The following is a 21,189-nucleotide window of genomic DNA, read 5'->3' as shown; positions in this document are numbered from 1 at the left end:
GAAAGGAAGAGTCCATGGCCGACTTCGTCGGAGCGCTCGACCAGGGCACGACCAGCACCCGATTCATGATCTTCGACCACGGCGGCAACGAGATCGCCCGCCACCAGCTCGAGCACGAGCAGATCCTGCCCCAGGCCGGCTGGGTCGAGCACAACCCGACCGAGATCTGGGAGCGGACCCGCTCGGTGATCGAGAGCACGCTGAACAAGGCGAACCTCTCCCATGGCGACCTGGCGGCGTTCGGGATCACCAACCAGCGCGAGACGACCGTGGTGTGGAACCGGCGCACCGGGCGCCCCTACTACAACGCGATCGTCTGGCAGGACACCCGCACCGACCGCATCGCGTCCGCGCTCGACCGCGACGGCAGGGGAGGGATCATCCGGCACCGCGCCGGGCTGCCGCCCGCGACGTACTTCTCCGGCGGCAAGATCCAGTGGATCCTGGAGAACGTCGACGGGGTCCGCGAGGCCGCCGAGAACGGCGACGCCGTCTTCGGCAACATCGACACCTGGGTGCTGTGGAACCTCACCGGCGGGACCGACGGCGGCGTGCACGTCACCGACCCCACCAACGCCAGCCGCACCATGCTGATGGACCTGGAGACCCTCTCCTGGGACGACCAGCTCCTGTCGTTCTTCGGGATCCCGCGCTCCATGCTCCCGGAGATCAAGCCCTCCTCGGCCCCCGAGGCCTACGGCATGACCCGCGCGGGGGGCCCGCTCGGCGGCGAGGTCCCGCTCACCGGCATCCTCGGCGACCAGCAGGCGGCGACGGTGGGGCAGGTGTGCTTCTCGCCCGGCGAGGCCAAGAACACCTACGGCACCGGCAACTTCCTCCTGCTCAACACCGGCGAGGAACTCGTCCGCTCCAAGGCCGGGATGCTCACCACCGTCTGCTACCAGTTCGGCGACCACGCGCCCGTCTACGCGCTGGAGGGGTCGATCGCGGTGACGGGGTCGGCGGTGCAGTGGCTGCGCGACCAGCTCGGCATCATCTCCGGCGCCGCCCAGAGCGAGGCCCTGGCCCGGCAGGTCGACGACAACGGCGGCGTCTACTTCGTCCCGGCCTTCTCCGGCCTGTTCGCCCCCTACTGGCGATCGGACGCCCGCGGCGCCATCGTCGGCCTCTCCCGCTACAACACCAACGCCCACCTGGCCCGCGCCACCCTGGAATCCATCTGCTACCAGTCCCGCGACGTCGTCGAGGCCATGCGCGAGGACTCCGGCGTCTCCCTGGACGTCCTCAAGGTCGACGGCGGCGTCACCGCCAACGAACTGTGCATGCAACTCCAGGCCGACATCCTCGGCGTCCCGGTCTCCCGACCCGTCGTCGCCGAGACCACCGCCCTCGGCGCCGCCTACGCCGCCGGCCTCGCCGTCGGATTCTGGAACACCACCGACGAACTCCGCCAGAACTGGAACGAGGACAAACGCTGGCTGCCCACCTGGGACGAGCACCAGCGACAGGAGGGGTACGCGGGCTGGAAGAAGGCCGTGGAGCGTACATATGGCTGGGTGGAAGTTGACTAAGCACTGGCCGTCGGGAACGGTGGGGCCGCTGCGCCGGGGGTAGATGATCTAGCATCCGCCGCGCCGGCGCCGTCCCGCCCGGGGCGGCTCGCGCCGGCCCGCCCGAGAGGATCCGCATGCCCAGCCGCCTCGCCGCAGCCGCCCTCACCGCCGCCGGGACGCTCGCCCTCGCGCTCGCCGGCGCGCTCGCCTCAGGCCCCGCGCAGGCCGCGCCCGCCCTGCCGCAGGGAGCACCCGCACCGCCCCAGGCCGCACTGCCGCAGGCGCCGCGCCTCGAGCGGGCGCAGGTCGACTTCACCGGGATCGTCGCGTTGAGCAACTGCTCGGGCTCCCTCGTGCGCGGGCCCCGGTCGCGGGACACCGACCCGGCGCTGGTGCTGACCAACGGCCACTGCCTGGAGTCGGGCATGCCGGAGGCCGGCGAGGTGATCGTGAACCGGAATTCGTCCCGGACGTTCACGCTCCTCGACCGGACGGGCGGCGAGGACCTCGGCACCCTCCAGGCCACCAGGGTCGAGTACGCCACGATGACCGACACCGACGTGACGGTGTACCGGCTGAACACGACCTATGCCGCGATCCGGAAGCGCTACGGGATCCCCGCGCTGCGCCTGTCGACGGCGAAGCCGCACGCGGGCACGGGGATCCGCGTCGTGTCCGGGTACTGGCGGAAGATCTACGGCTGCAGGATCGACGCGACCGTCTACCGGCTGCGCGAGGCCGACTGGACCTGGAAGGACTCCATCCGCTACGCGCCGCAGTGCCGGACCGTTCACGGGACGTCCGGGTCGCCGGTCGTCGACGCCCGGACGCGCCAGGTCGTCGGCATCAACAACACCGGCAACGACGACGGCGAGCGCTGCACGCTCAACAACCCGTGCGAGATCGACCGCGCCGGGCACGTCACCGTCCGGCAGGGCAGCCACTACGGGCAGCAGACCTACCTGCTCGCCCGCTGCCTCGGCAGGGGCAACGCCGTCGTGCTGAGCGGGTCCTGCGCGCTGCCCAAGCCCTGACGCCGGCCCGTCCCACCACCCGGGGACGCCTCGGTCACACGGTGCCGGTAGTCTCGGGAAGGACCCGGAGACGGGGAACGGCGGTGGGGCCCGCCGTGCCTGGACGGCGAACCGCGGAACGTTCCGCCAACGGTCCCTACCGGTGAGTGCGTCGTACTGGTAGGAGTGTGCCCCGTGACCGGCCGCCCCGTTGACTCCGATGTCGACCTTCATGTTCCGAGGCAGCGCTACGAGCTGCGCGACGCGCCTTGGGCGGTGCTCGGGGCCATAGCGGCCGGCGGGGCCCTCGGGGCGCTCGCGCGGTACGGGCTCGGCAGCGCGTTCCTCCACCGCGCGGGGGAGTTCCCGTGGGCCGTCTTCTGGGTGAACGTCTCGGGGTGCCTTCTGATCGGGGTGCTGATGGTCCTCGTCACCGAGACATGGCAGGCGCACCGGCTCGTGCGGCCGTTCCTCGGCGTGGGGGTGCTGGGCGGCTTCACCACGTTCTCGACTTACATCGTCGACGTCCAGGAGATGGTGGGCCGCGGTGCGCCGCTGGTGGGGCTGGCCTACCTGGCCGGGACGCTCGCGGCAGCGCTCGCGGCGGTCTACGCGGGCGTCCGCGTGACCCGCCTCCTGGCCCGGCCGCGCCGCCGGGAGGCGGTCGCGAGGGTGCGGTACGCGGAGCGGAGCGAGGCGGGCGGGCAGTGACCATCGTGCTGATCGCGCTGGGCGCCGCGCTCGGCGCCCCGCTGCGCTACCTCGCCGACCGGGCCGTCCAGGCCCGGCACGACTCGGTGTTCCCGTGGGGGACGTTCACCGTCAACGTCGCGGGGTCCTTCGTCCTCGGCCTGCTCGCGGCGACGCCCGCGCACGGCGGCGTCGCGGCCTTCGCCGGGACGGGGTTCTGCGGCGCGCTGACCACGTACTCCACCTTCGGCTACGAGACCCTGCGCCTCGCCGAGGACGGCGTGCGCTTCTACGCCGTGGCCAATGCGGGGGCGAGCATCGTCGCGGGGCTCGGCGCGGCCTACTGCGGGATGGCGATCGCGCAGGCCCTCACCGGGTGAGAAACCTGGCGCGGCCCAGGCTCGCAGTTCGGGGCACTTGGCTCCGAGCTCGCGAGTGGGCCGCGAGGTGACTCTGCCCAAGGCGCCCTCTCCGTAAACCGGTAGGTGTCTGGACTGTCACCGCGCGGGAACCGCCACGTTCCGTCCCGGTCACAGCCGCTCCGGACATGGGAGGGACGGTGCCGGGTAGCAGGGCCGCAGGGGCGCCTCCTCCGCGTCCGGAGGGCGCCCGGCGAGGCCCGAGGCGGCGGAAGGCGGCTGGCTGATGCGCGTGCTGGTGACGGGATGGCCGAGCTTCCTGCACGGTGAGGCGACGGCGGGCGACGTCCTGGCGATGGAGGCCGTGCGGGCGGCGCTGGCCGGGGCCGGGGTCGAATGCCACCTGGCGTGGAGCCCGGTCTTCCGGCCGGGGGGCCTGGACCTCGACCGGGCCGACCCCGCCTTCTACACCCACGTGGTGTTCGCCTGCGGGCCGCTCCACGGCCCGCAGATCGAGGAGCTCCACCGCAGGTACGCGCGCTGCACGCGGGTCGCCGTGGGCGTGTCGGTCATCGATCCGGCGGACCCGGCGGTCACCGGGTTCGACGCCGTCCTCGCCCGGGACGCGCCGGTCGAGGCGCCGCGGCGGGACCTGGCGGCGCTGCCCGCGGCGCCGTCGGTGCCCGTGGCGGGGGTCGTGCTCGCGCCGGGCCAGGCCGAGTACGGCGACCGGCGGCGCCACGACCGGGTCGAGCGGGAGCTGGTGGAGTGGCTCGCCGGCCGCGAGTGCGCGCGGCTGCCGCTGGACACGCGGCTCGACCCGCGCGACTGGCGCCTGTTCACGACGGCGGCCGAGCTGGAGTCGGTGCTGCGCCGGCTCGACGTGGTGGTCACGACGCGGCTGCACGGCCTCGTCCTGGCGCTGAAGAACGGGATCCCCGCCTTGGCGGTGGACCCGGTCGGCGGCGGCGCGAAGGTCGCCGCGCAGGCGCGCGCCTGGTCCTGGCCCGCCGTCGTGACCGTGCCGGCGGCGCGGACCGGCGAGCGGATCCTCGACGCGGCCGAGCTCGACCGCTGGTGGGCGTGGTGCCTGTCGCCCGAGGGAGCCGGGCGGGCCCCCGCGCATCCGGCGGACGGCGCGCTGCTCGGCGAGCTGATGGACGTCCTCGGCGTGCGTTAGGGGCCCGCCGATACCGGGAAGTTCCTCCATTTCAGGCAGAGGAAGGAGCGTCCGCCATGCGACACGAGGAGTTCATCGGACAGGTCCAGGACCGGGCCCGCCTTCCGGGGTGGGGGGAGGCCGAGCGGGCGTCCCGCGCGACCCTGGAGACCCTCGGCGAGCGGGTTCCAGAAGGGCTCGCCGACAACCTCGCGGCACAACTGCCGCACGAGATCGGCGAGCACCTGCGGCGCACCGAGGTCTACGGCGGCGCCGGCAGCGGGGAGCGCTTCGACAAGCACGGCTTCGTCGAGCGCGTCGCGATCCGGGCCGGAACGGACGAGGCCCGGGCCGCGTTCCTCGCGCGGAGCGTCCTCGGGGTGGTGGACGACGCCACCCAGGGGTCGATCACCACGAAGGTGCGCGAGTCGCTGCCCCCCGACATCCGGGAGCTGATGCCCGCCGGGCACTCCGGCTGACCGCCGCACGGTCGGAAGAGGCGCGGGGCCGGAACACGTGCACGTGTTCCGGCCCCGCGCCTGTGCCGGGCGGTCAGGCGGGCCGCGCGACGACCAGTTCCCTGGCGAACCATTCGATCGTGGTGCGCAGGCCTTCCTCGATGGAGATCCGCGGTGCCCACCCGAGCACCTCCTCGGCCAGCGCGGTGTCGGGGCGCCGGACGCGCGGGTCGTCCTGCGGGCGGTCGACGAACCGGATGCGGGACGTCGATCCCGTCAGGTCGATGACCAGCCGCGCCAGGTCGGCCATCGAGATCTCGTAGGGGCTGCCGATGTTGACCGGCCCGGGATGGTCGGAGAGGGCGAGCGCGACGATGCCCCGGACGGTGTCGTCCACGTGGCAGATCGAGCGCGTCTGCGAGCCGTCGCCGGTGACCGTGAGGTCCTCCCCGGTCAGCGCCTGGCGCAGGAACGTCGGGATCGCGCGGCCGTCGTCGGGCCGCATCCGGGGGCCGTAGCTGTTGAAGATCCGCACGATCGCCGCGTCGAGGCCGCGGGAGTGCCGGAACGCCGACGTCAGCGCCTCGCCGAACCGCTTCGCCTCGTCGTACACGCTGCGCGGGCCGACCGGGTTGACGTTGCCCCAGTACGACTCGGGCTGCGGGTGCACCAGCGGGTCCCCGTACACCTCGGACGTGGAGGCGAGGACGAAGCGCGCGCCCTTGGCCTCGGCGAGGTCCAGCGCGTTGCGGGTGCCCTGGCTGCCGACCTCCAGGGTCTGGATCGGGTACTTCAGGTAGTCGGCGGGGGACGCCGCGGACGCCAGGTGGAAGACGTAGCCGACGTCGCCGGGGACGTTCACCGGCTCGGTCAGGTCGCGTTTCAGGAAGCGGAAGTCCCGCCGCTCGGCGAGGTGCGCGGTGTTGCGGGAGGTGCCGGTCAGCAGGTTGTCCAGGCACACCACCGAGATGCCCTCGGCGAGCAGCGCCTCGCACAGGTGGGAGCCGAGGAAGCCGGAGCCCCCGGTGACGACGGCGCGTGGATGTCTCATCTTGTCCCCCTCATCGGTTCGGGCGGGCGAGTGCCCTCCCGGCGGCCTCGACGGCCTGGTCGGCTGTGATCTCCAGCAGCCCGGGGCAGGGCTCGCGTCCGTGCGGGTCGCCGCGGCGCCCAGCCCACAGGACGCGGTGCTCGGCGCGGTCGGGAGGCCCCCACCGGTCGGGCGGCGTTGGCCCGAACAGCAGCACCGACGGTGTGCGGTAGGCGGTCGCGAGGTGCGCGACCCCGGTGTCGCCGCAGACGACGAGCCGGGCCTGCGCGACGAGCGCGGCCAGCTCGGGCAGCGGGGTGCGGCCGGACAGGTCGGCGGCGCGGCCGAGCCCGGCGAGCTCCGCGACGCGGTGCGCGAGGCCGGCCTCGCCGGGCCCGCCGGTCACGACGACGTGCTCCCCGCCGTCCCGCAGGGCCGCCGCGACGGCCGCGAACCGCTCGGGCGGCCACCGGCGCGCCGGGAACGCCGCACCGGGATGGACGACGACGGCGCCCGGCGCGGGGGAGGCCGCCGCCGGCGCCGGCAGGCCGAGGTCCGCGGGGTCGGCGTCGAACCCGTAGGCCGCGACCAGCCGGCACCAGCGGGCCACCTCGTGCTCGCCGGGGTCCCAAGCCGGGCCGCCGGAGTGCGGCGCGCCGGGGCAGGCGAACGCCAGCAGCCGCCCCGGTTCCAGGGCCGCGAGGAGCCGGTGGCTCTGCGGACCCCGTCCGTGCAGGTTGACCGCGACGTCCACGGGCCCCGCGGGCGGCAGCGGGGCCTCCAGTCCGTCCGCCGGAAGGACGTCGTCGACCGCGCCGGTCGCGCGGGCGAGCGGCGCGAGCACCGGCGGCGCGGCGAGCGTGATCCGCGCCTCGGGCATCCCGCGCCGCAGCGCCCGTAACGCCGGGACGGCGGTCAGCAGGTCGCCGAGGCCGAGCGCCCGCAGCACCAGGGCCCTGCGCGCCGCTCCGCCCGCCGGCGAGGCGGCCGTCACGGCCACGAGGGCTCTTCCGAGGGGCACACGACCAGCTCTCGGACCTCGCAGCCGGGCGGCTGGGCGAGCGCGAACGCGATGGCCGCGGCCACGTTCTCCGGCCGGTTCAGCTTCGCGTCCGGGCCGGGCTTGTACTGGTCGGCGCGGTCGTCGAAGAACGCGGTGTCCATGCCGCCCGGCACCACCATGGTGACGGCGACCTTCCCGGCCGTCTCGGCGGCGAGCGCCCGGGTGAAGCCGACGACGCCGAACTTCGACGCGCAGTACGCGGTCGCGTCGCTCACGGCGCGGAACCCCAGGGTGGAGGCGACGGTGACGACCCGCCCGTGGGGCTCGTTCTCCAGGTACGGCAGCGCGGCGCGCACGACGGCGGCGGTGCCGAGCAGGTTCACCTGGACGACCCGCTCCCAGTCCTCGGCGGGGACCTCGCACAGCGCGCCGCAGGCGTCGATGCCGGCGGCGGTGACGACGGCGTTGAGCCCGCCGGCGGCGCGCGCGAGGCCGTGCACGGCGCGCTCGGCGCAGCGGCGGTCGGCGAGGTCGGCCTGCATGTGCTCGAAGTCCTGCTTCGGAGGGTGCCGGTCCAGGATGAGGGGGCGACCGCCGTCGTCGGCGACCTTCCGCGCGACGGCCGCGCCGAGTCCGGAGGCGCCGCCGGTGATGAGGACGTTCATGACGCGTTTCCCTTCGTGGTCGACAGCAGGCGGGTGGTGGAGCGCCCTTCCAGGAGGGGCAGCAGGACCACCTCGCCGTCGTGGGCCCGGACCGTCTCGGCCTCGGGCAGGGCGGTCCCGGCGTAGTCGGCGCCCTTGACCCAGACGTCGGGGCGCAGCCGCTCCAGGAGCGGCGCCGGGGTGTCGTCGTCGAACACCAGCGCGGCGTCGACGTCGCTGAGCGCCTCCAGGACCCGGACGCGGTCGGCGGCGGGCGTCACCGGGCGGGAGGGACCCTTGCGGCGCCGGACCGACGCGTCGGAGTTGACGCAGACGATCAGGCAGTCGCCGAGTCGCCGCGCCTGCTGCAGCAGGCTGACGTGGCCGGCGTGCAGCAGGTCGAAGCAGCCGCCGGTCGCCACGACCGTGCCGCCCGCCCGCCGGGTCCGCTCGACGACGTCCCAGGCGTCCTCGCCGCGCTCGGGGACGAGCCGGGCCGAGCCGGTCTCGGCGAGCTGCGCCGCGACGGCCGCCGCGGCGCCCGCGCGGACGAACTCCGAGGCCCGGTCGACGCCCTGGGTGACGGCCGCGGGCAGGTCCGCGCCGTCGGCGAGCGCGCCGACGACCCCGGCGGCGAAGCTGTCGCCCGCGCCGCACGAGTCGCCGCGGGCGGGCCGGGCGGGGGCGAGGAACGGCGCCTCGGACCCGTCGCACAGCAGCGCGCCCTCCGCGCCGAGCGTGACCGCGACGCCCTCGATGCCCCAGGACCGGCCGAGGTGCCGGCCGCGCCGCCCGGCGGCCGACAGGCCGAACCCGGTGATGTCGGCGCCGTCGGCCGCGGCGAGCCGGGCGGCCTCCTCCTCGTTCGGGGTGAGCAGCCGGACGCCGGGCACCGGCGGCTCGCCGCGCGGGTGCGGATCCCACACGACGGGCACGCTCGGGGGCAGCCCGCCGAGCAGGGAGCGGACCGCGCTGTGCCGGGAGACGCCGCGGCCGTAGTCGGAGACGAGCACGGCGCCCGCCCCGGCGATCGCCTCGGTGACGCGGGGGCCGACGGGCCCGTCGAGGGCCTGCCCGTCCCCGGCGTCCAGGCGCGCCACCGACTGGCCGCCGGACCGGATGCGCAGCTTGCAGGGGGTCCCGCCGTGCAGGTGGAGCGCCGCAACCTCCACGTGCCGCTCCAGCATCGCGCGCAGCCGCCGGCCCGGGTCGTCGTCGGCGAGCGCGGTGACGAGCACCACCTCGCGGCCGCCCGCCGCGGCGAGCAGCGCCGCGAGGCCCGCGCCGCCGGGGCGGGGCCGCTCCTCGGCCTGCTCGACGACGGGGACGGGCGCGTCCGGGCAGAGCCGGCTGCTGCTGCCGACGACGTCGATGTCGAGCAGGACGTCGCCCACCACGACCAGTGGCGCCGTCATGGCACCTCCTTCCGGGGGGTCGGCCGCCCGCGCCGGCCGGCGCGGGCGGCGCTCCTTGCGCCGCCGCGCGGGCTCCGCTCAGGCATGCCGCACCCCCAGCGCGTCGTCGACCGCCCCGCACAGCAGGTGGATCGCGGCGAGGTGGATCTCCTGGACGGTCGAGGTCGAGGCGGCCCGCACGGTGATCGCGTCGTCGCACGCGGCGGCCAGCGGGTTCGGGCCGGGCCCGGTGACCGCCCAGGCCGCGAGCCCGAGCGTCCGGGCCCGGCGCGCGGCGGCGACCACGTTGGGGCTGCGCCCGCTGGTCGACAGGCACACCAGCACGTCCCCGGGGCGGCCGTGCGCCTGCACCTGCCGCTCGAACACGGTGGCCGGGCCGTAGTCGTTGCCGATCGCGGTGAACGAGGAGGTGTCGCCGTGCAGCGGGATCGCCGACAGCGGCCGCCGCTCGTCCTCGAACCGGCCGACGAGCTCGGCCGTCAGATGCTGCGCCTCCGCCGCGCTGCCGCCGTTGCCGCAGGCGAGCAGGCGGCCGCCGGCGCGCAGGACGCCGGCCAGGCGGCGGCCCCACGCCTCGACGGTGGGGACCTGCTCGCGGAACCGCAGCGCGGCCTCGGCGAGCTCCTCGAGCCGCTGGTCGTGGACGGTGGACGTGCGGGTCCCGAGGCCGGGTTGCGCGGTCATCAGGCGGCCACCTCGCTCAGCGCGGCGGCGTGCCGGTAGACCCCGGCGGTGTCGGCGGCGACCCGGGCCCACGAGTAGTGCTCGCGCGCCCGTTCGCCTCCCGCGCGGCCCATCGCGGCCCGTTTCGCCGGATCGTCCAGCAGCCGCCGGATCGCGTCGGCGGCCCGCTCCGGGGCGCGTGGCGGGACGACCGCGCCGGTGACGCCGTCGACGACGGTGTCGAGGTGGCCGCCGACGGCGGTCGCCACCACCGGTACGCCGCAGGCCATGGCCTCCAGCGGCACCATGCCGAACGGCTCGTACCAGGGCAGGGTGACGACGAGGCTCGCCGAGCGCAGCAGCGGCGGGACCTCCTCGCGGCCGAGCCTGCCGAGGAACTCCACCCGCCCGGCGACGCCGGCGTCCGCCGCCACCCGGCGCAGCCTGCGCACCTCCGGGTCGGTGCCGAGGCCGTCGCGCGGCGGCCCGCCCGCGACCAGCAGCTCGGCGTCCGGCAGTTGCGCCAGCGCGCGGATGGCGGTGTCGACGCCCTTGCGCTCGACGAGCCGGGACAGCACGACGAGCCGGTGCCGCCCGCCCCCGGGGCCGGCCGGGCCGTCGGGGGAGAACAGGTCGAGGTCGACCCCGCACGGCACCACGCGGACGCGGTCCCGGGGGACGCCCATCGCCGTCAGCTCGGCGGTCTCGTCCGAGCAGGTGGCGACGACGGCGTCGGCCGCGCGCCCGATCGCGCGCTCCAGCCGGACGCGGGAGGCGGGGCTGGTGTCGGCGTCGCCCTGGTGGCGCCGCTTGACGGTGCCGAGCGCGTGGTAGGTCTGCACGACCGGGACGCGCGCGGCCCCCGCCGGCCGGGCGGCCTGGACGGCCGCGAGGCCGCTCATCCAGAAGTGGGCGTGCGCGACGTCGGGCGGGTCGTCGGCCCAGCGCCGCTCCAGGTACCTCCCGAAGTCGTGCATCCACGGCAGCAGGTCGTCCTTGGCGACATGCTCGGCCGGGCCCGCCGGGACGTGCTCCACGGTCACGCCGGGCGCGAACCGGACCCGCTCGGGCAGGGCGGCCGCGTCCCGGCGCGTGTAGACGGTGACGCGGTGCCCCTGCCTGCCGAGCTCGGCGGCCAGCTCCGCGACGAACACGTTCTGCCCGCCGCCGTCCGCTCCGCCCAGCCCCTTGCCGGCGGGACCGCGCCCGGCGGCGAGGGGACTCGCGTGCTCCGAGATCATGGCTATCTTCATCGCGTTACCTCCTGGAGAGTTCGCCGCCAGTCGCGCAGGAACCGCGCCAGCCCGTACCGGTCGACGGCGTGGGCCCGCGCCTCCTTGCCCATCTGGCGAGCGCGCGGCGGGTCGGACGCCAGGGTCCGCGCGGCGTCGGCCAGGGCGGCGACGCGCGTGGACAGCACCCCGGCCTCGGGCGGCACCGCCTCGACCGCCTCGGTGGTGGCGAGCGCCACCACCGGGAGGCCGAGCATCATGGCCTCGATCAGTGCGAGGCCGAGCGAGGTCCACCGGTAGGGGTGGACGTAGACGCGGCGGCGGGCGAGCTGCTCGTGCATGCTCGCCTGCGGCAGGTCCTCGAAGGTCCACAGCGACTCGTGCGGGATGCCGAGCCGCTCCGGCGCGCCGGTCACGTTCATCCCGAACAGGTCCAGGGGGACGGCGGCGGCCAGCCCGGCCAGCAGGTCGGCGCCGGCGACGCGCCCGCGGCGCAGCGGGTCGTTGATGACGACGCCGGCGCGCGGCAGCTCGGCGGTGTACCGGTAGCCGGGGTCGACGACGCCGTGCTCGATGACCGTGGTCGGGGCGCGGCCGCAGTTCCAGAACAGCTGGTTGAAGTGGGTGACGTGCACGACGGGGATGTCGGAGCGGTCGTGCAGGAAATGGCGGCTGTCGGGGACGACCTCCTCGGGGAGCCCCACGTCGGAGGGGGTCCGGCGCGGAGTGTCGTGCTCGACGTAGACGGCGGGGACGTCGCGTCCGGGACGCCGCCCGAGCCATTCCTCCGCCAGGCGCAGTTCGTGGGGGCGCTGGAGCACGACGGCGTCGACGTCCTCGCCGCGGAGCCGCTCCGGCGGCACCTCGACCGCCCGGTCGGGCCAGTGGAAGGTGTCGGGGCGGCCCTTCCCGTCCGGGCCCCGGTCGGGGGTGACGGGGACGAGCGTGGTCTGCGGGCCGTGGACGAACGAGGTCGCCCACGATCCGTGCACGTGCCACATCAGGACTCTCACGGGGCGGGCACCTCCCTGGCCGGCGCGCCCAACTCGTCCGACGCCACGATCTCCACGGCGGCGGCGACCTCGTCGGCGCTGACCGACGACAGGCAGGGGTGGCCGTCCACCGGGCACTCGCGGGCGCGGCTGTCCTTGCAGGGCGCCCGCTGGTCGCCGAGCAGCGCCAGCGGGACGCCGAAGGGGGCCCACCGGGCGGCCGGGACGGTCGGCGCGAACAGCGACACGACCGGCGTGCCGACGGCCGCGGCCAGGTGCGCGGGGCCGGTGTTGCCGGCGACGACCGCGCAGGCGCTCCGCAGCACCGACGCCAGCTCGGGCAGGCTGGTGCGCCCGCCGAGGTCGAGGCCGTCCTCTCCGGCGACGAGGGCGGTCAGGTCCTTCTCGTCCTTGTGGCCGGTGACGACCACGCGGCGCCCCGCCCTGACGAGCAGCCGCACCGCCTCGGCGCAGTGGCCGGGCGGCCAGGCGCGCGCGGGGACGGAGGTCCCGGGGTGCACCACCACGTAGCCGGGCCCGCCGGTGAGGTGGTCGATGTCGGGCAGCGGGCCGCGCACCCGCAGCCGGGTGTCGCCGGGGGAGGGGAACCCGGCGTCCTCCACCAGCGCCAGCATGCGCAGCGGCTCGGGCACGTCGGTGTCGGGCCGGTGCCGCAGGTCGAGCAGCGACCCCGGGTAGTCCTCGCTGATGCCGCCGATCCAGGGCGTCCCGGCGAGCCGCAGCAGCAGCGCGAGCGGCAGCGGCGACTGGTGGAACGAGGTCAGGATCAGGGCCCGGTCGAACCCCTTCAGCTCGCGGACGAGGCGGTCCACCGCGGCCTGCTCGACGGGCACGTGGTCCGGGTCGATCCACGGGGCGCGCCACTCGACGACCCGGTCGACGCCGGGCAGCATGTCGGCCGCGGCGCGCCCGCGCGGCCCGCACAGCAGCACGACCTCGTCGGCGCGTTCGGCGACCGCCCGCACGGCGGGGCCGGCGAGCAGGACGTCGCCGATGTTGTCCTGGCGTGCGACGAGGACTCTCATCGGCGCCGCCTTCCGCCGAGGACGAGATCGACGGCGGCGTCCAGCGTCGGCGCGGTCTCCCGCGCCCGCGCGACCTCCGCCCGCCGGGTCCGGCCGGTGGGGACGAGGATGCCGCGCGCCCCGGCCGCCGCGGCGGCCTCGATGTCGCCGCCGATGTCGCCGATGACGGCGCAGTCGGACGGCGCCACCCCGAGCCGCTCGGCGGCGCGCTCGATCAGCCCCGGGCGCGGCTTGCGGCACGCGCAGCCGTCGCCGCCGTCGTGCGGGCAGAACTCCCACACGTCGATGCGGCCGAGCAGCTCCTCGACGCGGGCGTTGACGCGCCGCACGTCCCCGGCGGTGATGTGCCCCTTGGCGATCCCGGACTGGTTGGACACGACGCCGATGCGGACGCCGTGCCGCCGCAGCCGGTCGAGGGCGCGGCGGGCGCCCGGCATCGGCTCGACCCGGGCCGGGTCGCCGTTGTAGGGGACGTCCCTGATCAGCGTGTCGTCGCGGTCGAACAGCACGGCGCGCGGCCCGCCCCACGCCCGCGCCCCCCGGTGGACGGCCAGGCCCCGCAGGCGGTGCCATACCGCCGCGGGCGGGATGGCGGCGCTGGTGACCAGCATCCTGACCACCTCGCCCGGGGTGCGGGGCCCCGGCCGGATCCGCTCGTAGGCGAACCTCCCGGTGAGTCCCGCCCAAGCTCCCGCGCCGGTGAGCGCGACGGCGGCGCCGCCGCGGCCGCGGGGCGCCGCGGGAAGCGCGGCCAGGGCGAGCAGCCCCGCCGCGGTGGTGGCGGCGTGGCGGCGCAGCAGACCGGGGCCCTCGCCGGCGCGGCGGCGCCAGTCGGGGCCGTGCACGCGCCACATGAGGACGTCGTCGGCGTTCCCGGCCTGCGCCCGCACCGACGCCCAGAACCCGGCCGGGCGGACCGGATGCGTCAGCCGCCGCTCACCGAGGACGAGGCCGTGCCCCGCGTCCATGGCGCGCAGCGCCAGGTCGGCGTCCTCGCGGTAGGCGCGGCGGAAGCGCTCGTCGAAGCCGCCGAGCTCGGCGAGCACGCCGCGGCGGTAGGCCATGTCCGCGGTGATCCACTCGGCGTCCGCGAGCGCGGCGGTGTTGCGCTCCCAGTCCGTCGGGGCCCGGCCGTCCGGCGGCGGGACGGTGACGCGGCCCTGGGAGCCGCCGGCCTCGGGCGGCAGGCCGGCGAGGTCGGCCGCCAGCCGGGCGGGCCACTTCGGCTCGGGGACGACGTCGTCGTCCAGGAAGGCGACCCACTCGGTCGTGGCGGCGCGCCAGCCGGTGTTGCGCGCGGCGGCGGGGCCGCGGCCCCCGGAGCGCAGCACCCGGATCTCCGGCCCGGCGGACGGCGGCAGCGGCAGCGGCGCGCCGGGCGCCGGGCGGTCGTCCACGACGATGATCTCGTGCGGGGCCGGGCCCGCCCCGTCCTCCAGCGCGGTGAGCAGCGCCTCCAGCGTGACGCGCAGGCTCGGCCTGCCGATCGTCGGGATGACGACGGTGTGGCTCATCGGGCGTGCACCTCCCGGCGGCGCACCACGAACGGTCCGATGGCGAGCAGGTCGACCGGCGCCGAGCCGAAGCACTCCAGCGCGTCGCGCGGGTCGTCCACCATGGGGCGCCCGGCGGTGTTCAGGCTGGTGTTCACCATGACCGGCAGCCCGGTGCGGCGGCGGAACTCCTCCAGCAGGCGGGCCAGCAGCGGCTCGTCGGCGGCGTCGACCGTCTGGATGCGGGCGGTGCCGTCGACGTGCACGACGGCGGGGATCCGCTCGCGCCACCCGGGCCGCACCCGGTGCACGAACAGCATGTAGGGGCTCGGCAGCGGACCCTCGAAGATCTCGGAGGCGTGGTCGAGCGCGACCATCGGCGCGATGGGCCGGAACTGCTCGCGGCCCTTGACGTCGTTGAGCCGCTCGACGTTCCCGGCATGGCCGGGATGGGCGAGCAGGGAGCGGTGCCCGAGCGCGCGCGGGCCGAACTCCGAGCGGCCCTGGAACCACGCGACGACCTCGTTGCGGGCCAGGGCGTCGGCGACGGCGGCGGCCAGATCGTCCGGCCGCTCGTACGGGATCTTGGCGGTGTCGAGCCGCGCGGCGATCTCCGCCTCGTCCCACCGCCGGCCGAGGTCGGCGCCCGGCATGGCGGCCAGCGGGTCGCCGCCCGACCGCGCGACGTGCAGGGCGGCGCCGAGCGCCGTCCCGGCGTCGCCCGCCGCGGGCTGGACCCAGACGTCCTCGTAGGGCCCGGCCTCGGCCAGCCGGGAGTTCGCGACGCAGTTGAGGGCGACGCCGCCGGCGAGCATCAGGCGGCGGGCGCCGGTCCGGCCGTGCAGCCAGGCCGCCAGGTCCAGGACCACCTCCTCCAGGCGGGTCTGGACGCTCGCGGCGAGGTCGGCGTGGTCGCGGGTCCACTCGGCGCCGGGCCTGCGGGCCTTCGCCAGGGAGCCCCAGTCGATCGGGGCGACCGCGAAGCCGCCGTCCTCGGTGGCGCGGACGTGCTCGCGGAGCTCGTCCAGGAAGCGCGGCTCGCCGTAGGACGCGAGCGCCATGACCTTGTACTCGTCGCTGGAGCGCAGGAAGCCGAGGTGCTCGGTGAGGTCCTCGTACATGAGCCCGAGCGAGTGCGGGAGGCGCTGGGCGTGCAGCGGCGTCAGCTCGCCGCCCTCGTACGTCCCGGCCAGGTGCGAGTGCGACTCGCCGCGGCCGTCCAGGACCAGCACGTCGCCCTCGCCGGGCCCCGGCGCGGCGAGCGCGGCGGACGCGGCGTGCGCCACATGGTGGGGCACGTACCGGACGATCCCGGGATCGAGGCCCGGCAGCGCGGTCGCGAGGAAGTTGGGGGCGCGCTGCGCGTACAGCGTCCGCAGGCGCTCCCACTGGGCGTCGTGGCCGTCGAGCCCGGGCTCGACGAGTCCGGGATCGTAGGAGTAGGCGACGGCGTCGAGATCGCCGGGCTCCAGCCCGGCCTCGTCGAGGCACCACCGGGCGGCCCGCTCCGGCACCTCCCACCCGGAGAAGGGCACCGGCCGCTTTCCGTGCTTGCGGCGGCTGAAGCGCTCCTCCTCGGCCGCGGCGACGACGGTGCCGTCCGACACCAGCGCGGCGGCCGGGTCATGGAAGATCGCGTTGATTCCGAGCACGCGCATGTGCCCCCCGTTTCGACGCAGCGTTCGGTAATGGAGTGGGGAAGTGCCGTGGTCTCAGGCACCGCGCCCCGGGACGGACCGGCCGGAGCCGAATCCCCTATAGGTAATTCCGGACATTGCCGAGAACTGTGCCGCTAAACGCTGATGCCAGAAGAGTCGCTGGTAATAGAAGTGGCCGGTGATGCGGCATCTGCGCACATAGAGGGGATTGCGTGGGGTACTGGGCGGTTCATGCGCTTCACCGTCGTCGTCATCACGCGGGACCGGCGGCGGTCCCTGCTCGCCACCCTGGCCGCCGCCCGCGCGCTCACCGAGCGGGCCCGGGTCATCGTGGTGGACAACGCCTCGCGGGACGGGACCGCCGACGCCGTCGCGGAGGAGTTCCCGGAGGTCACGCTGATCCGCTCGCCCCGCAACCTCGGCGCGGTCGCGCGCAACCTCGCCGCCGACCATGTCCGCACGCCCTACGTCGCGTTCTGGGACGACGACATCCGGTGGGACCCGGACGCGCCGTCGCTCGCCGCCGGCCTCCTCGACGCGCACCCGCGGCTCGCCGTCGTCACCGGCCGGATCCTGGTGGAGCCCGGCGGCCGCGAGGACCCGATCGTCCCGGAGCTGCGGCACTCGCCCGTCCCCGGACCGCCGTGGCTGCCGGGCCCGGCGCTCGGCTCGTTCCTGGCGGGCGCCTCCATGGTCCGCCTGGAGGCGTTCCGCGAGGCCGGGGGGTTCTCCCCGCGGCTGTGGCTGGGCGGCGAGGAGGAACTGCTCAGCGCCGACCTGATGGCCCTGGGCTGGCAGCTGTGCTTCGCCGAGGACGTCGTCGTGCGCCACGAGCCGTCCCCCGTCCGCGAGGCGCACCTGAGGCGCCGCCACGGCATCCGCAACACCCTGTGGTTCACCTGGCTGCGCCGCCCGCTCCCGGTCGCCCTCCGCCGGACGGCCGTCCTGCTCCGCACCCTGCCGCGCGACCGCGTGACGGCCGCCGCGCTCGCCGAGGCCGCCGCGGGGCTGGCCTGGGTGGCCCGAGAGCGCAGGACGCTGCCCCGCGACGTCGAGGACCGGCTGCGCCGCCTGGAGGCGTCCCAGCGCGCGTCCAAGGCCCGCCGCTACGTGAGCTGAGGAGACCACCGCATGCCGGACGTGACGATCGTGGTCGCGACCCGCGACCGGGCCGCCGAACTGCGCCGCAGCCTCGGCCACCACACGGCCCCGGTCATCGTGGTCGACAACGCCTCCAGCGACGGCACCCCCGCCGCCGCCGAGGCGGCCGGGGCGACCGTGCTGAGGCTGCCGTCCAACCGGGGCGCGGCGGCCCGCAACGCCGGGGCCCAGCTCGCGACCACCCGCTACGTGGCCTTCGCCGACGACGACTCCTGGTGGGCCCCGGGCTCCCTGGAGCGGGCGGTCGAGCTCCTCGACGCCCATCCGCGGACCGCGCTGCTCGCCGCGAGGGTCCTGGTGGGGGAGGAGGAGCGGCTCGACCCCGTCTCCGAGGCGATGGCCCGCTCGCCCCTCGGCCGCCCCGAGGACCTCCCGGGACCGGCCGTCCTCGGCTTCCTGGCCTGCTCCGTCGTCGTCCGCAGGGACGCCTACCTCGGCGTCGGCGGCTTCTCCGACGTCCTGCACTTCGGCGGCGAGGAGGAACTGCTCGCCCTCGACCTGGCCGCCGCCGGATGGGGGCTCGCCTACGTGCCGGAACTGGTCGTCCACCACCATCCGGCGGCCGCGGGCCGCGATCCGGCGGCCCGCCGCCGCCGGCAGGCCCGCAACCGGGTGCTGACCGCGTGGCTGCGCCGCCCGCTCCCCGCGGTCGCGCGCGCCGCCGCGTCCGTGCTCGCCACCCGGGACGGCCGCGCCGGGCTCGCCGACGCGGCCCGCGCGCTGCCCGGGCTCGTCCGCGCCAGGCGGCCGGTCCCGCCCGCGGTGGAGGCGGCCCGCGCCCGCCTGTCGGGGTACTGACCGTCAGGGGCGGGCCGCCGCCCGGCCGCGGGCCAGGGACAGGGCGAACAGGGCGCCGAGCAGGACCATGCCGGCGAGCGCCCATCCGGCGCCGTACTCGGCGTGCCGGGTCGACCCGCCGGACTCGGCAAGGGTGAGGAACAGCGTCCCGACGGTGGCGATGCCGACCACCTGCGCGAGCTGCATCAGCGTGAGCAGCAGCCCGCTCGCGTCCGCCGCGTCGCCGGCCGGGACGTGCCGCAGGGCGAGCGTCATGATGATCGGCATCACCCCGAGCCCGAACCCGATGACCACGGTGAGCGCCTCGTAGGGGACGCCGCCCCCGGCGAGGGGCCCGACGCACAGGTAGCCCGCCCCCGCGACCGCGAACCCGGCCGGGACGGCGCGCCCGTGCCAGCGGGCGGGCAGCCGCTGCCAGTTCAGCCCGACCAGCCCGAACGCGGTCACGCACGGCACGAACGCCAGCCCCGACTCCAGCGGCGACATCCGCAGGTCGCCCTGCAGGTGCAGGGTGGTGGTGAACAGGAACGACCCCCAGCTGGCCGGGCCGAACATGATCGCCACGCAGGCCGGGACCAGCAGCGGGGCGCGCAGCACCCGGGGCGAGACCAGCGGCCGCCCGCCCGCGGCCGCCACCCGCCGCTCCACGGCGGCGAAGGCCGCGGCGAACGCGGCGCTGGCGGCCAGCGACGCCCAGCCCCACAGCGGCCAGCCCAGCTCGTGCCCCATGATCAGCGGGACGACGAGCAGCAGCACCGCCGGGGCCAGCGTGAGCAGGCCCGGAAGGTCCAGTTCGGCGCGCAGCGGGCGCGTCCGGGGCGCGGGCTCGTCGCGGGGCAGCACGCGCGGGCCCGCGAGCAGCAGCGCGGCGCCGATCGGCACGTTGACGAGGAAGACCGTCCGCCAGCCGGTGCCGAACAGGTCCGCGCCGACCAGCAGGCCCCCGGCCGCCTGACCGACGACGACGCCGCCCGCGATGACCGCCGAGTAGACGCCGAGCGCCCGCGCCCGGGCCGCGCCGGTGAAGTCCCGCTGGATCATCGACATCACCTGCGGGGTGAGCATCGCCGCGCCCGCGCCCTGCAGGAAGCGGAACACCACCAGCGTCCCGGTGGACGGCGCCAGCCCGCACGCCAGCGACGCCGCCGTGAAGGACGCCAGGCCGAGGTGGAACAGGCGGCGGTGGCCGGCGATGCCGCCGAGCCGCGCGCCCGTGATCAGCAGGACCGCGTAGGAGATGATGTAGCCCGCGACGATGAGCTGGAGCCCCGCGCCCGAGGCGTGCAGGTCCGCGCGCATCGTCGGGAGGGCCACGTTGACGATGTTCACGTCGAGGATGGCCATGAACTGGCCGAGCAGGATGACGGCGAGCGCGAGCCCGCCGGAGCCGTCCCGCGACCCCCGTTCGGGAATGGTCCCGCGCAGGTCGGTTGTCTGTGTCATGTGTACGAGCGTGCTCGGAGACCGGTACCGGTAACGAGAGCCTGCCGATACTGGTACTGACAGCACCTGGAAGAGCACGCCGGTCGGAGTCAGGCTGGGGGAGTGACGATGACGAGTGCGCCCGCCGCGCCCACCGCCCGCCGCAACGGCGCGGGCCCGCGCCGCCGCACGGAACTGGCGGCGTTCCTGCGCAGCCGGCGCGAGCGGATCACCCCCGAGGACGTCGGGATGCCGCCGGGCCCCCGACGCCGCACGCCCGGACTGCGCCGAGAGGAGGTCGCCCAGCTCGCAGGGGTGGGCGTCACCTGGTACACATGGCTGGAGCAGGGCCGCCCGATCAACGCCAGCACCCAGGTGCTGGACGCCGTGGCGCGCACCCTGCGGCTCGACGGCGCCGAGCGCGAGCACCTGTACCGGCTGGCCGACATCCCGGACGCCGCGGTCGAGGAGCACGCCGAGACCCTCCCCGAGGACGTCCAGGCGATCCTGGACGCGCTCGTGCCGATGCCCGCGGCGGTCGCCAACGCCCGCTCGGACATCCTGGCCTGGAACGCCGCCTACGCCGCGATCTTCCCGCACGTGGTGCGGGCCCGGCCGTGCGAGCGCAACACGCTGTGGATGGTGTTCACGCTGCCGCCGTGCTGCAACCCGGTCGCGAACCTGGAGAAGGCCGCGCCCGACCACGTCGCCGTCTTCCGGCACCGCTACAGCAGGCATTTGGACGAGCCGGGCTGGAAGGACCTCGTCCGGCGCCTGCAGGCGGCCAGCCCCATGTTCGCGCGGCTGTGGGCGTCCCACGACGTCGCGCTGCCGGGGCCGACCGTGAAGCTCTTCCGGCACCGCGCCGTCGGCGAGATCCGGACGCGCACCACGAGCATGGACATCACCGCGTCGCCGAACGCGCGCCTGGTCGTCTACACGCCGACCGACGAGGAGAGCCGGGACCGGATCGGCCGGCTGCTCGCCGACCCCGGGGTCGCGGAGCCCGACCACCGGCACTGACCCGCCGGCTCAGTGGCGGGCGCGCCGGGCGATCACCACCAGGTCGACGGCGGCGATCACGGCGACGGCCGCGCAGATGCCCGCCGCGGTCCAGGAGCCGTCGCCCGAACCGTTCACCGCGAACACGATCGCGGCTGCCACCGCGCCGACCAGCGCGACCGTGGACAGGACCGCGCGCAGGGCCAGCGGGCTGCGCGCGGTCACCGGCTCGTCGCCGCGCGGCTGCTCGTGCGGGTACGGTCCGTGCGACCCGGGTCCGTGCCACCCGGGCTCGTTGCGGCCGATGTCGTGCCGCTCGGGCTCGTCCCACCCGGGCTCGCGCCGCTCCGGCTCGCGCCCTCCGGACTCGCGCCGCTCCGGCTCGTGGCGCTCGGGTCCGTTCCGGTCGGGCCCGCCGGCCCCGGTGCCGCCCATGG

Annotated in this window: 21 protein-coding genes; 9 read left to right on the top strand and 12 right to left on the bottom strand. The window is 76.0% G+C overall.

The window, feature by feature from the left end:
• Nucleotides 1–14 precede the first annotated feature (14 nt).
• The 6 genes from glpK to K4S16_RS10230 all read left to right on the top strand — a co-directional run bounded on the left by glpK (nt 15) and on the right by K4S16_RS10230 (nt 5,214).
• Complete coding sequence (glpK, locus tag K4S16_RS10255; RefSeq protein WP_149258606.1) at nt 15–1,532, top strand: glycerol kinase GlpK; 1,518 nt, start codon at nt 15–17, stop codon at nt 1,530–1,532.
• Between the two features lie 116 nt (nt 1,533–1,648).
• Nucleotides 1,649–2,548 carry a serine protease gene (locus K4S16_RS10250; RefSeq protein ID WP_149258605.1) on the top strand — a complete coding sequence of 300 codons (900 nt, stop codon included), beginning with the start codon at nt 1,649–1,651 and terminating at the stop codon, nt 2,546–2,548.
• Between the two features lie 174 nt (nt 2,549–2,722).
• Nucleotides 2,723–3,238 carry a CrcB family protein gene (locus K4S16_RS10245; protein ID WP_149258604.1) on the top strand — a complete coding sequence of 172 codons (516 nt, stop codon included), beginning with the start codon at nt 2,723–2,725 and terminating at the stop codon, nt 3,236–3,238.
• Entirely contained in the window at nt 3,235–3,597 is a 363-nt protein-coding gene (crcB, locus tag K4S16_RS10240) for a fluoride efflux transporter CrcB (protein ID WP_149258603.1), read from the top strand. The genes K4S16_RS10245 and crcB overlap by 4 nt, the downstream gene beginning before the upstream one ends.
• A 265-nt stretch (nt 3,598–3,862) precedes the next feature.
• The gene (locus tag K4S16_RS10235) at nt 3,863–4,756 is read left to right on the top strand and encodes a polysaccharide pyruvyl transferase family protein (RefSeq protein ID WP_149258602.1); all 894 of its coding nucleotides are present in this window, start codon (nt 3,863–3,865) and stop codon (nt 4,754–4,756) included.
• A 56-nt stretch (nt 4,757–4,812) separates the two neighbouring features.
• Nucleotides 4,813–5,214, top strand: a complete 402-nt coding sequence (locus K4S16_RS10230) for a DUF2267 domain-containing protein (RefSeq protein WP_149258601.1) — start codon at nt 4,813–4,815, stop codon at nt 5,212–5,214.
• A gap of 73 nt (nt 5,215–5,287) precedes the next feature.
• Here the strand turns inward: K4S16_RS10230 and K4S16_RS10225 are convergent, their stop codons facing one another.
• The 10 genes from K4S16_RS10225 to K4S16_RS10180 all read right to left on the bottom strand — a co-directional run bounded on the left by K4S16_RS10225 (nt 5,288) and on the right by K4S16_RS10180 (nt 16,369).
• Nucleotides 5,288–6,244, bottom strand: coding sequence for a UDP-glucuronic acid decarboxylase family protein (locus tag K4S16_RS10225; protein WP_149258600.1), 957 nt, complete (start codon nt 6,242–6,244; stop codon nt 5,288–5,290).
• Nucleotides 6,245–6,254: 10 nt separating this feature from the next.
• Nucleotides 6,255–7,223: a glycosyltransferase family 9 protein gene (locus K4S16_RS10220; protein ID WP_235036688.1), complete on the bottom strand. Its 969-nt coding sequence runs from the start codon at nt 7,221–7,223 to the stop codon at nt 6,255–6,257.
• Nucleotides 7,214–7,891 carry an SDR family oxidoreductase gene (locus tag K4S16_RS10215; protein ID WP_149258599.1) on the bottom strand — a complete coding sequence of 226 codons (678 nt, stop codon included), beginning with the start codon at nt 7,889–7,891 and terminating at the stop codon, nt 7,214–7,216. Before K4S16_RS10215 ends, K4S16_RS10220 begins: the two co-directional genes overlap by 10 nt.
• Nucleotides 7,888–9,285 (bottom strand): PfkB family carbohydrate kinase, encoded by a 1,398-nt coding sequence (locus tag K4S16_RS10210; protein ID WP_149258598.1) that lies wholly within the window; start codon nt 9,283–9,285, stop codon nt 7,888–7,890. The genes K4S16_RS10215 and K4S16_RS10210 overlap by 4 nt, the downstream gene beginning before the upstream one ends.
• Nucleotides 9,286–9,363: 78 nt before the next feature.
• Complete coding sequence (locus K4S16_RS10205; protein WP_149258597.1) at nt 9,364–9,969, bottom strand: SIS domain-containing protein; 606 nt, start codon at nt 9,967–9,969, stop codon at nt 9,364–9,366.
• The gene (locus tag K4S16_RS10200) at nt 9,969–11,201 is read right to left on the bottom strand and encodes a glycosyltransferase (RefSeq protein ID WP_149258596.1); all 1,233 of its coding nucleotides are present in this window, start codon (nt 11,199–11,201) and stop codon (nt 9,969–9,971) included. Before K4S16_RS10200 ends, K4S16_RS10205 begins: the two co-directional genes overlap by 1 nt.
• A complete protein-coding gene (locus K4S16_RS10195; protein WP_235036687.1) occupies nt 11,198–12,193 on the bottom strand; it encodes a glycosyltransferase in 996 nt (331 codons plus the stop codon). The genes K4S16_RS10200 and K4S16_RS10195 overlap by 4 nt, the downstream gene beginning before the upstream one ends.
• On the bottom strand, nt 12,190–13,218 hold the full coding sequence (locus K4S16_RS10190; RefSeq protein WP_149258595.1) for a glycosyltransferase family 9 protein: 1,029 nt from the start codon (nt 13,216–13,218) through the stop codon (nt 12,190–12,192). Before K4S16_RS10190 ends, K4S16_RS10195 begins: the two co-directional genes overlap by 4 nt.
• Nucleotides 13,215–14,732: an HAD-IIIA family hydrolase gene (locus K4S16_RS10185; protein WP_149258594.1), complete on the bottom strand. Its 1,518-nt coding sequence runs from the start codon at nt 14,730–14,732 to the stop codon at nt 13,215–13,217. The genes K4S16_RS10190 and K4S16_RS10185 overlap by 4 nt, the downstream gene beginning before the upstream one ends.
• Entirely contained in the window at nt 14,729–16,369 is a 1,641-nt protein-coding gene (locus tag K4S16_RS10180) for a carbamoyltransferase C-terminal domain-containing protein (RefSeq protein ID WP_149258593.1), read from the bottom strand. The genes K4S16_RS10185 and K4S16_RS10180 overlap by 4 nt, the downstream gene beginning before the upstream one ends.
• A gap of 231 nt (nt 16,370–16,600) precedes the next feature.
• Between K4S16_RS10180 and K4S16_RS10175 the strand changes: the two genes are divergently transcribed.
• On the top strand, nt 16,601–17,488 hold the full coding sequence (locus tag K4S16_RS10175; protein WP_149258592.1) for a glycosyltransferase family 2 protein: 888 nt from the start codon (nt 16,601–16,603) through the stop codon (nt 17,486–17,488).
• A gap of 12 nt (nt 17,489–17,500) precedes the next feature.
• Complete coding sequence (locus K4S16_RS10170; protein WP_149258591.1) at nt 17,501–18,328, top strand: glycosyltransferase family 2 protein; 828 nt, start codon at nt 17,501–17,503, stop codon at nt 18,326–18,328.
• A 3-nt stretch (nt 18,329–18,331) separates the two neighbouring features.
• On the opposite strand, the gene K4S16_RS10165 is transcribed toward K4S16_RS10170, so the two are convergent.
• The gene (locus K4S16_RS10165; RefSeq protein ID WP_149258590.1) at nt 18,332–19,771 is read right to left on the bottom strand and encodes an MFS transporter; all 1,440 of its coding nucleotides are present in this window, start codon (nt 19,769–19,771) and stop codon (nt 18,332–18,334) included.
• Nucleotides 19,772–19,879: 108 nt separating this feature from the next.
• Here K4S16_RS10165 and K4S16_RS10160 point away from each other — a divergent pair, with 108 nt between their 5' ends.
• The gene (locus K4S16_RS10160) at nt 19,880–20,773 is read left to right on the top strand and encodes a helix-turn-helix transcriptional regulator (RefSeq protein WP_149258589.1); all 894 of its coding nucleotides are present in this window, start codon (nt 19,880–19,882) and stop codon (nt 20,771–20,773) included.
• Between the two features lie 9 nt (nt 20,774–20,782).
• On the opposite strand, the gene K4S16_RS10155 is transcribed toward K4S16_RS10160, so the two are convergent.
• Entirely contained in the window at nt 20,783–21,187 is a 405-nt protein-coding gene (locus K4S16_RS10155) for a DUF6343 family protein (RefSeq protein ID WP_200841783.1), read from the bottom strand.
• Nucleotides 21,188–21,189: the final 2 nt, after the last annotated feature.

The sequence above is a fragment of the Actinomadura sp. K4S16 genome, assembly GCF_008327685.1.
GTDB lineage: Bacteria > Actinomycetota > Actinomycetes > Streptosporangiales > Streptosporangiaceae > Spirillospora.
This window is presented reverse-complemented; position numbering and strand designations above follow the sequence as displayed.

What these genes read in the sequence shown, in the direction of transcription:
- K4S16_RS10215 (WP_149258599.1), bottom strand. Translation starts at nt 7,891, where the DNA reads ATGAACGTCCTCATCACCGGCGGCGCCTCCGGACTCGGCGCGGCCGTC.
- K4S16_RS10180 (WP_149258593.1), bottom strand. Translation starts at nt 16,369, where the DNA reads ATGCGCGTGCTCGGAATCAACGCGATCTTCCATGACCCGGCCGCCGCG.
- K4S16_RS10170 (WP_149258591.1), top strand. Translation starts at nt 17,501, where the DNA reads ATGCCGGACGTGACGATCGTGGTCGCGACCCGCGACCGGGCCGCCGAA.
- K4S16_RS10235 (WP_149258602.1), top strand. Translation starts at nt 3,863, where the DNA reads ATGCGCGTGCTGGTGACGGGATGGCCGAGCTTCCTGCACGGTGAGGCG.
- K4S16_RS10185 (WP_149258594.1), bottom strand. Translation starts at nt 14,732, where the DNA reads ATGAGCCACACCGTCGTCATCCCGACGATCGGCAGGCCGAGCCTGCGC.
- K4S16_RS10225 (WP_149258600.1), bottom strand. Translation starts at nt 6,244, where the DNA reads ATGAGACATCCACGCGCCGTCGTCACCGGGGGCTCCGGCTTCCTCGGC.
- K4S16_RS10190 (WP_149258595.1), bottom strand. Translation starts at nt 13,218, where the DNA reads ATGAGAGTCCTCGTCGCACGCCAGGACAACATCGGCGACGTCCTGCTC.
- K4S16_RS10160 (WP_149258589.1), top strand. Translation starts at nt 19,880, where the DNA reads ATGACGAGTGCGCCCGCCGCGCCCACCGCCCGCCGCAACGGCGCGGGC.
- K4S16_RS10230 (WP_149258601.1), top strand. Translation starts at nt 4,813, where the DNA reads ATGCGACACGAGGAGTTCATCGGACAGGTCCAGGACCGGGCCCGCCTT.
- K4S16_RS10165 (WP_149258590.1), bottom strand. Translation starts at nt 19,771, where the DNA reads ATGACACAGACAACCGACCTGCGCGGGACCATTCCCGAACGGGGGTCG.
- K4S16_RS10175 (WP_149258592.1), top strand. Translation starts at nt 16,601, where the DNA reads ATGCGCTTCACCGTCGTCGTCATCACGCGGGACCGGCGGCGGTCCCTG.
- glpK (WP_149258606.1), top strand. Translation starts at nt 15, where the DNA reads ATGGCCGACTTCGTCGGAGCGCTCGACCAGGGCACGACCAGCACCCGA.
- K4S16_RS10155 (WP_200841783.1), bottom strand. Translation starts at nt 21,187, where the DNA reads ATGGGCGGCACCGGGGCCGGCGGGCCCGACCGGAACGGACCCGAGCGC.
- K4S16_RS10210 (WP_149258598.1), bottom strand. Translation starts at nt 9,285, where the DNA reads ATGACGGCGCCACTGGTCGTGGTGGGCGACGTCCTGCTCGACATCGAC.
- K4S16_RS10200 (WP_149258596.1), bottom strand. Translation starts at nt 11,201, where the DNA reads ATGAAGATAGCCATGATCTCGGAGCACGCGAGTCCCCTCGCCGCCGGG.
- K4S16_RS10250 (WP_149258605.1), top strand. Translation starts at nt 1,649, where the DNA reads ATGCCCAGCCGCCTCGCCGCAGCCGCCCTCACCGCCGCCGGGACGCTC.
- K4S16_RS10205 (WP_149258597.1), bottom strand. Translation starts at nt 9,969, where the DNA reads ATGACCGCGCAACCCGGCCTCGGGACCCGCACGTCCACCGTCCACGAC.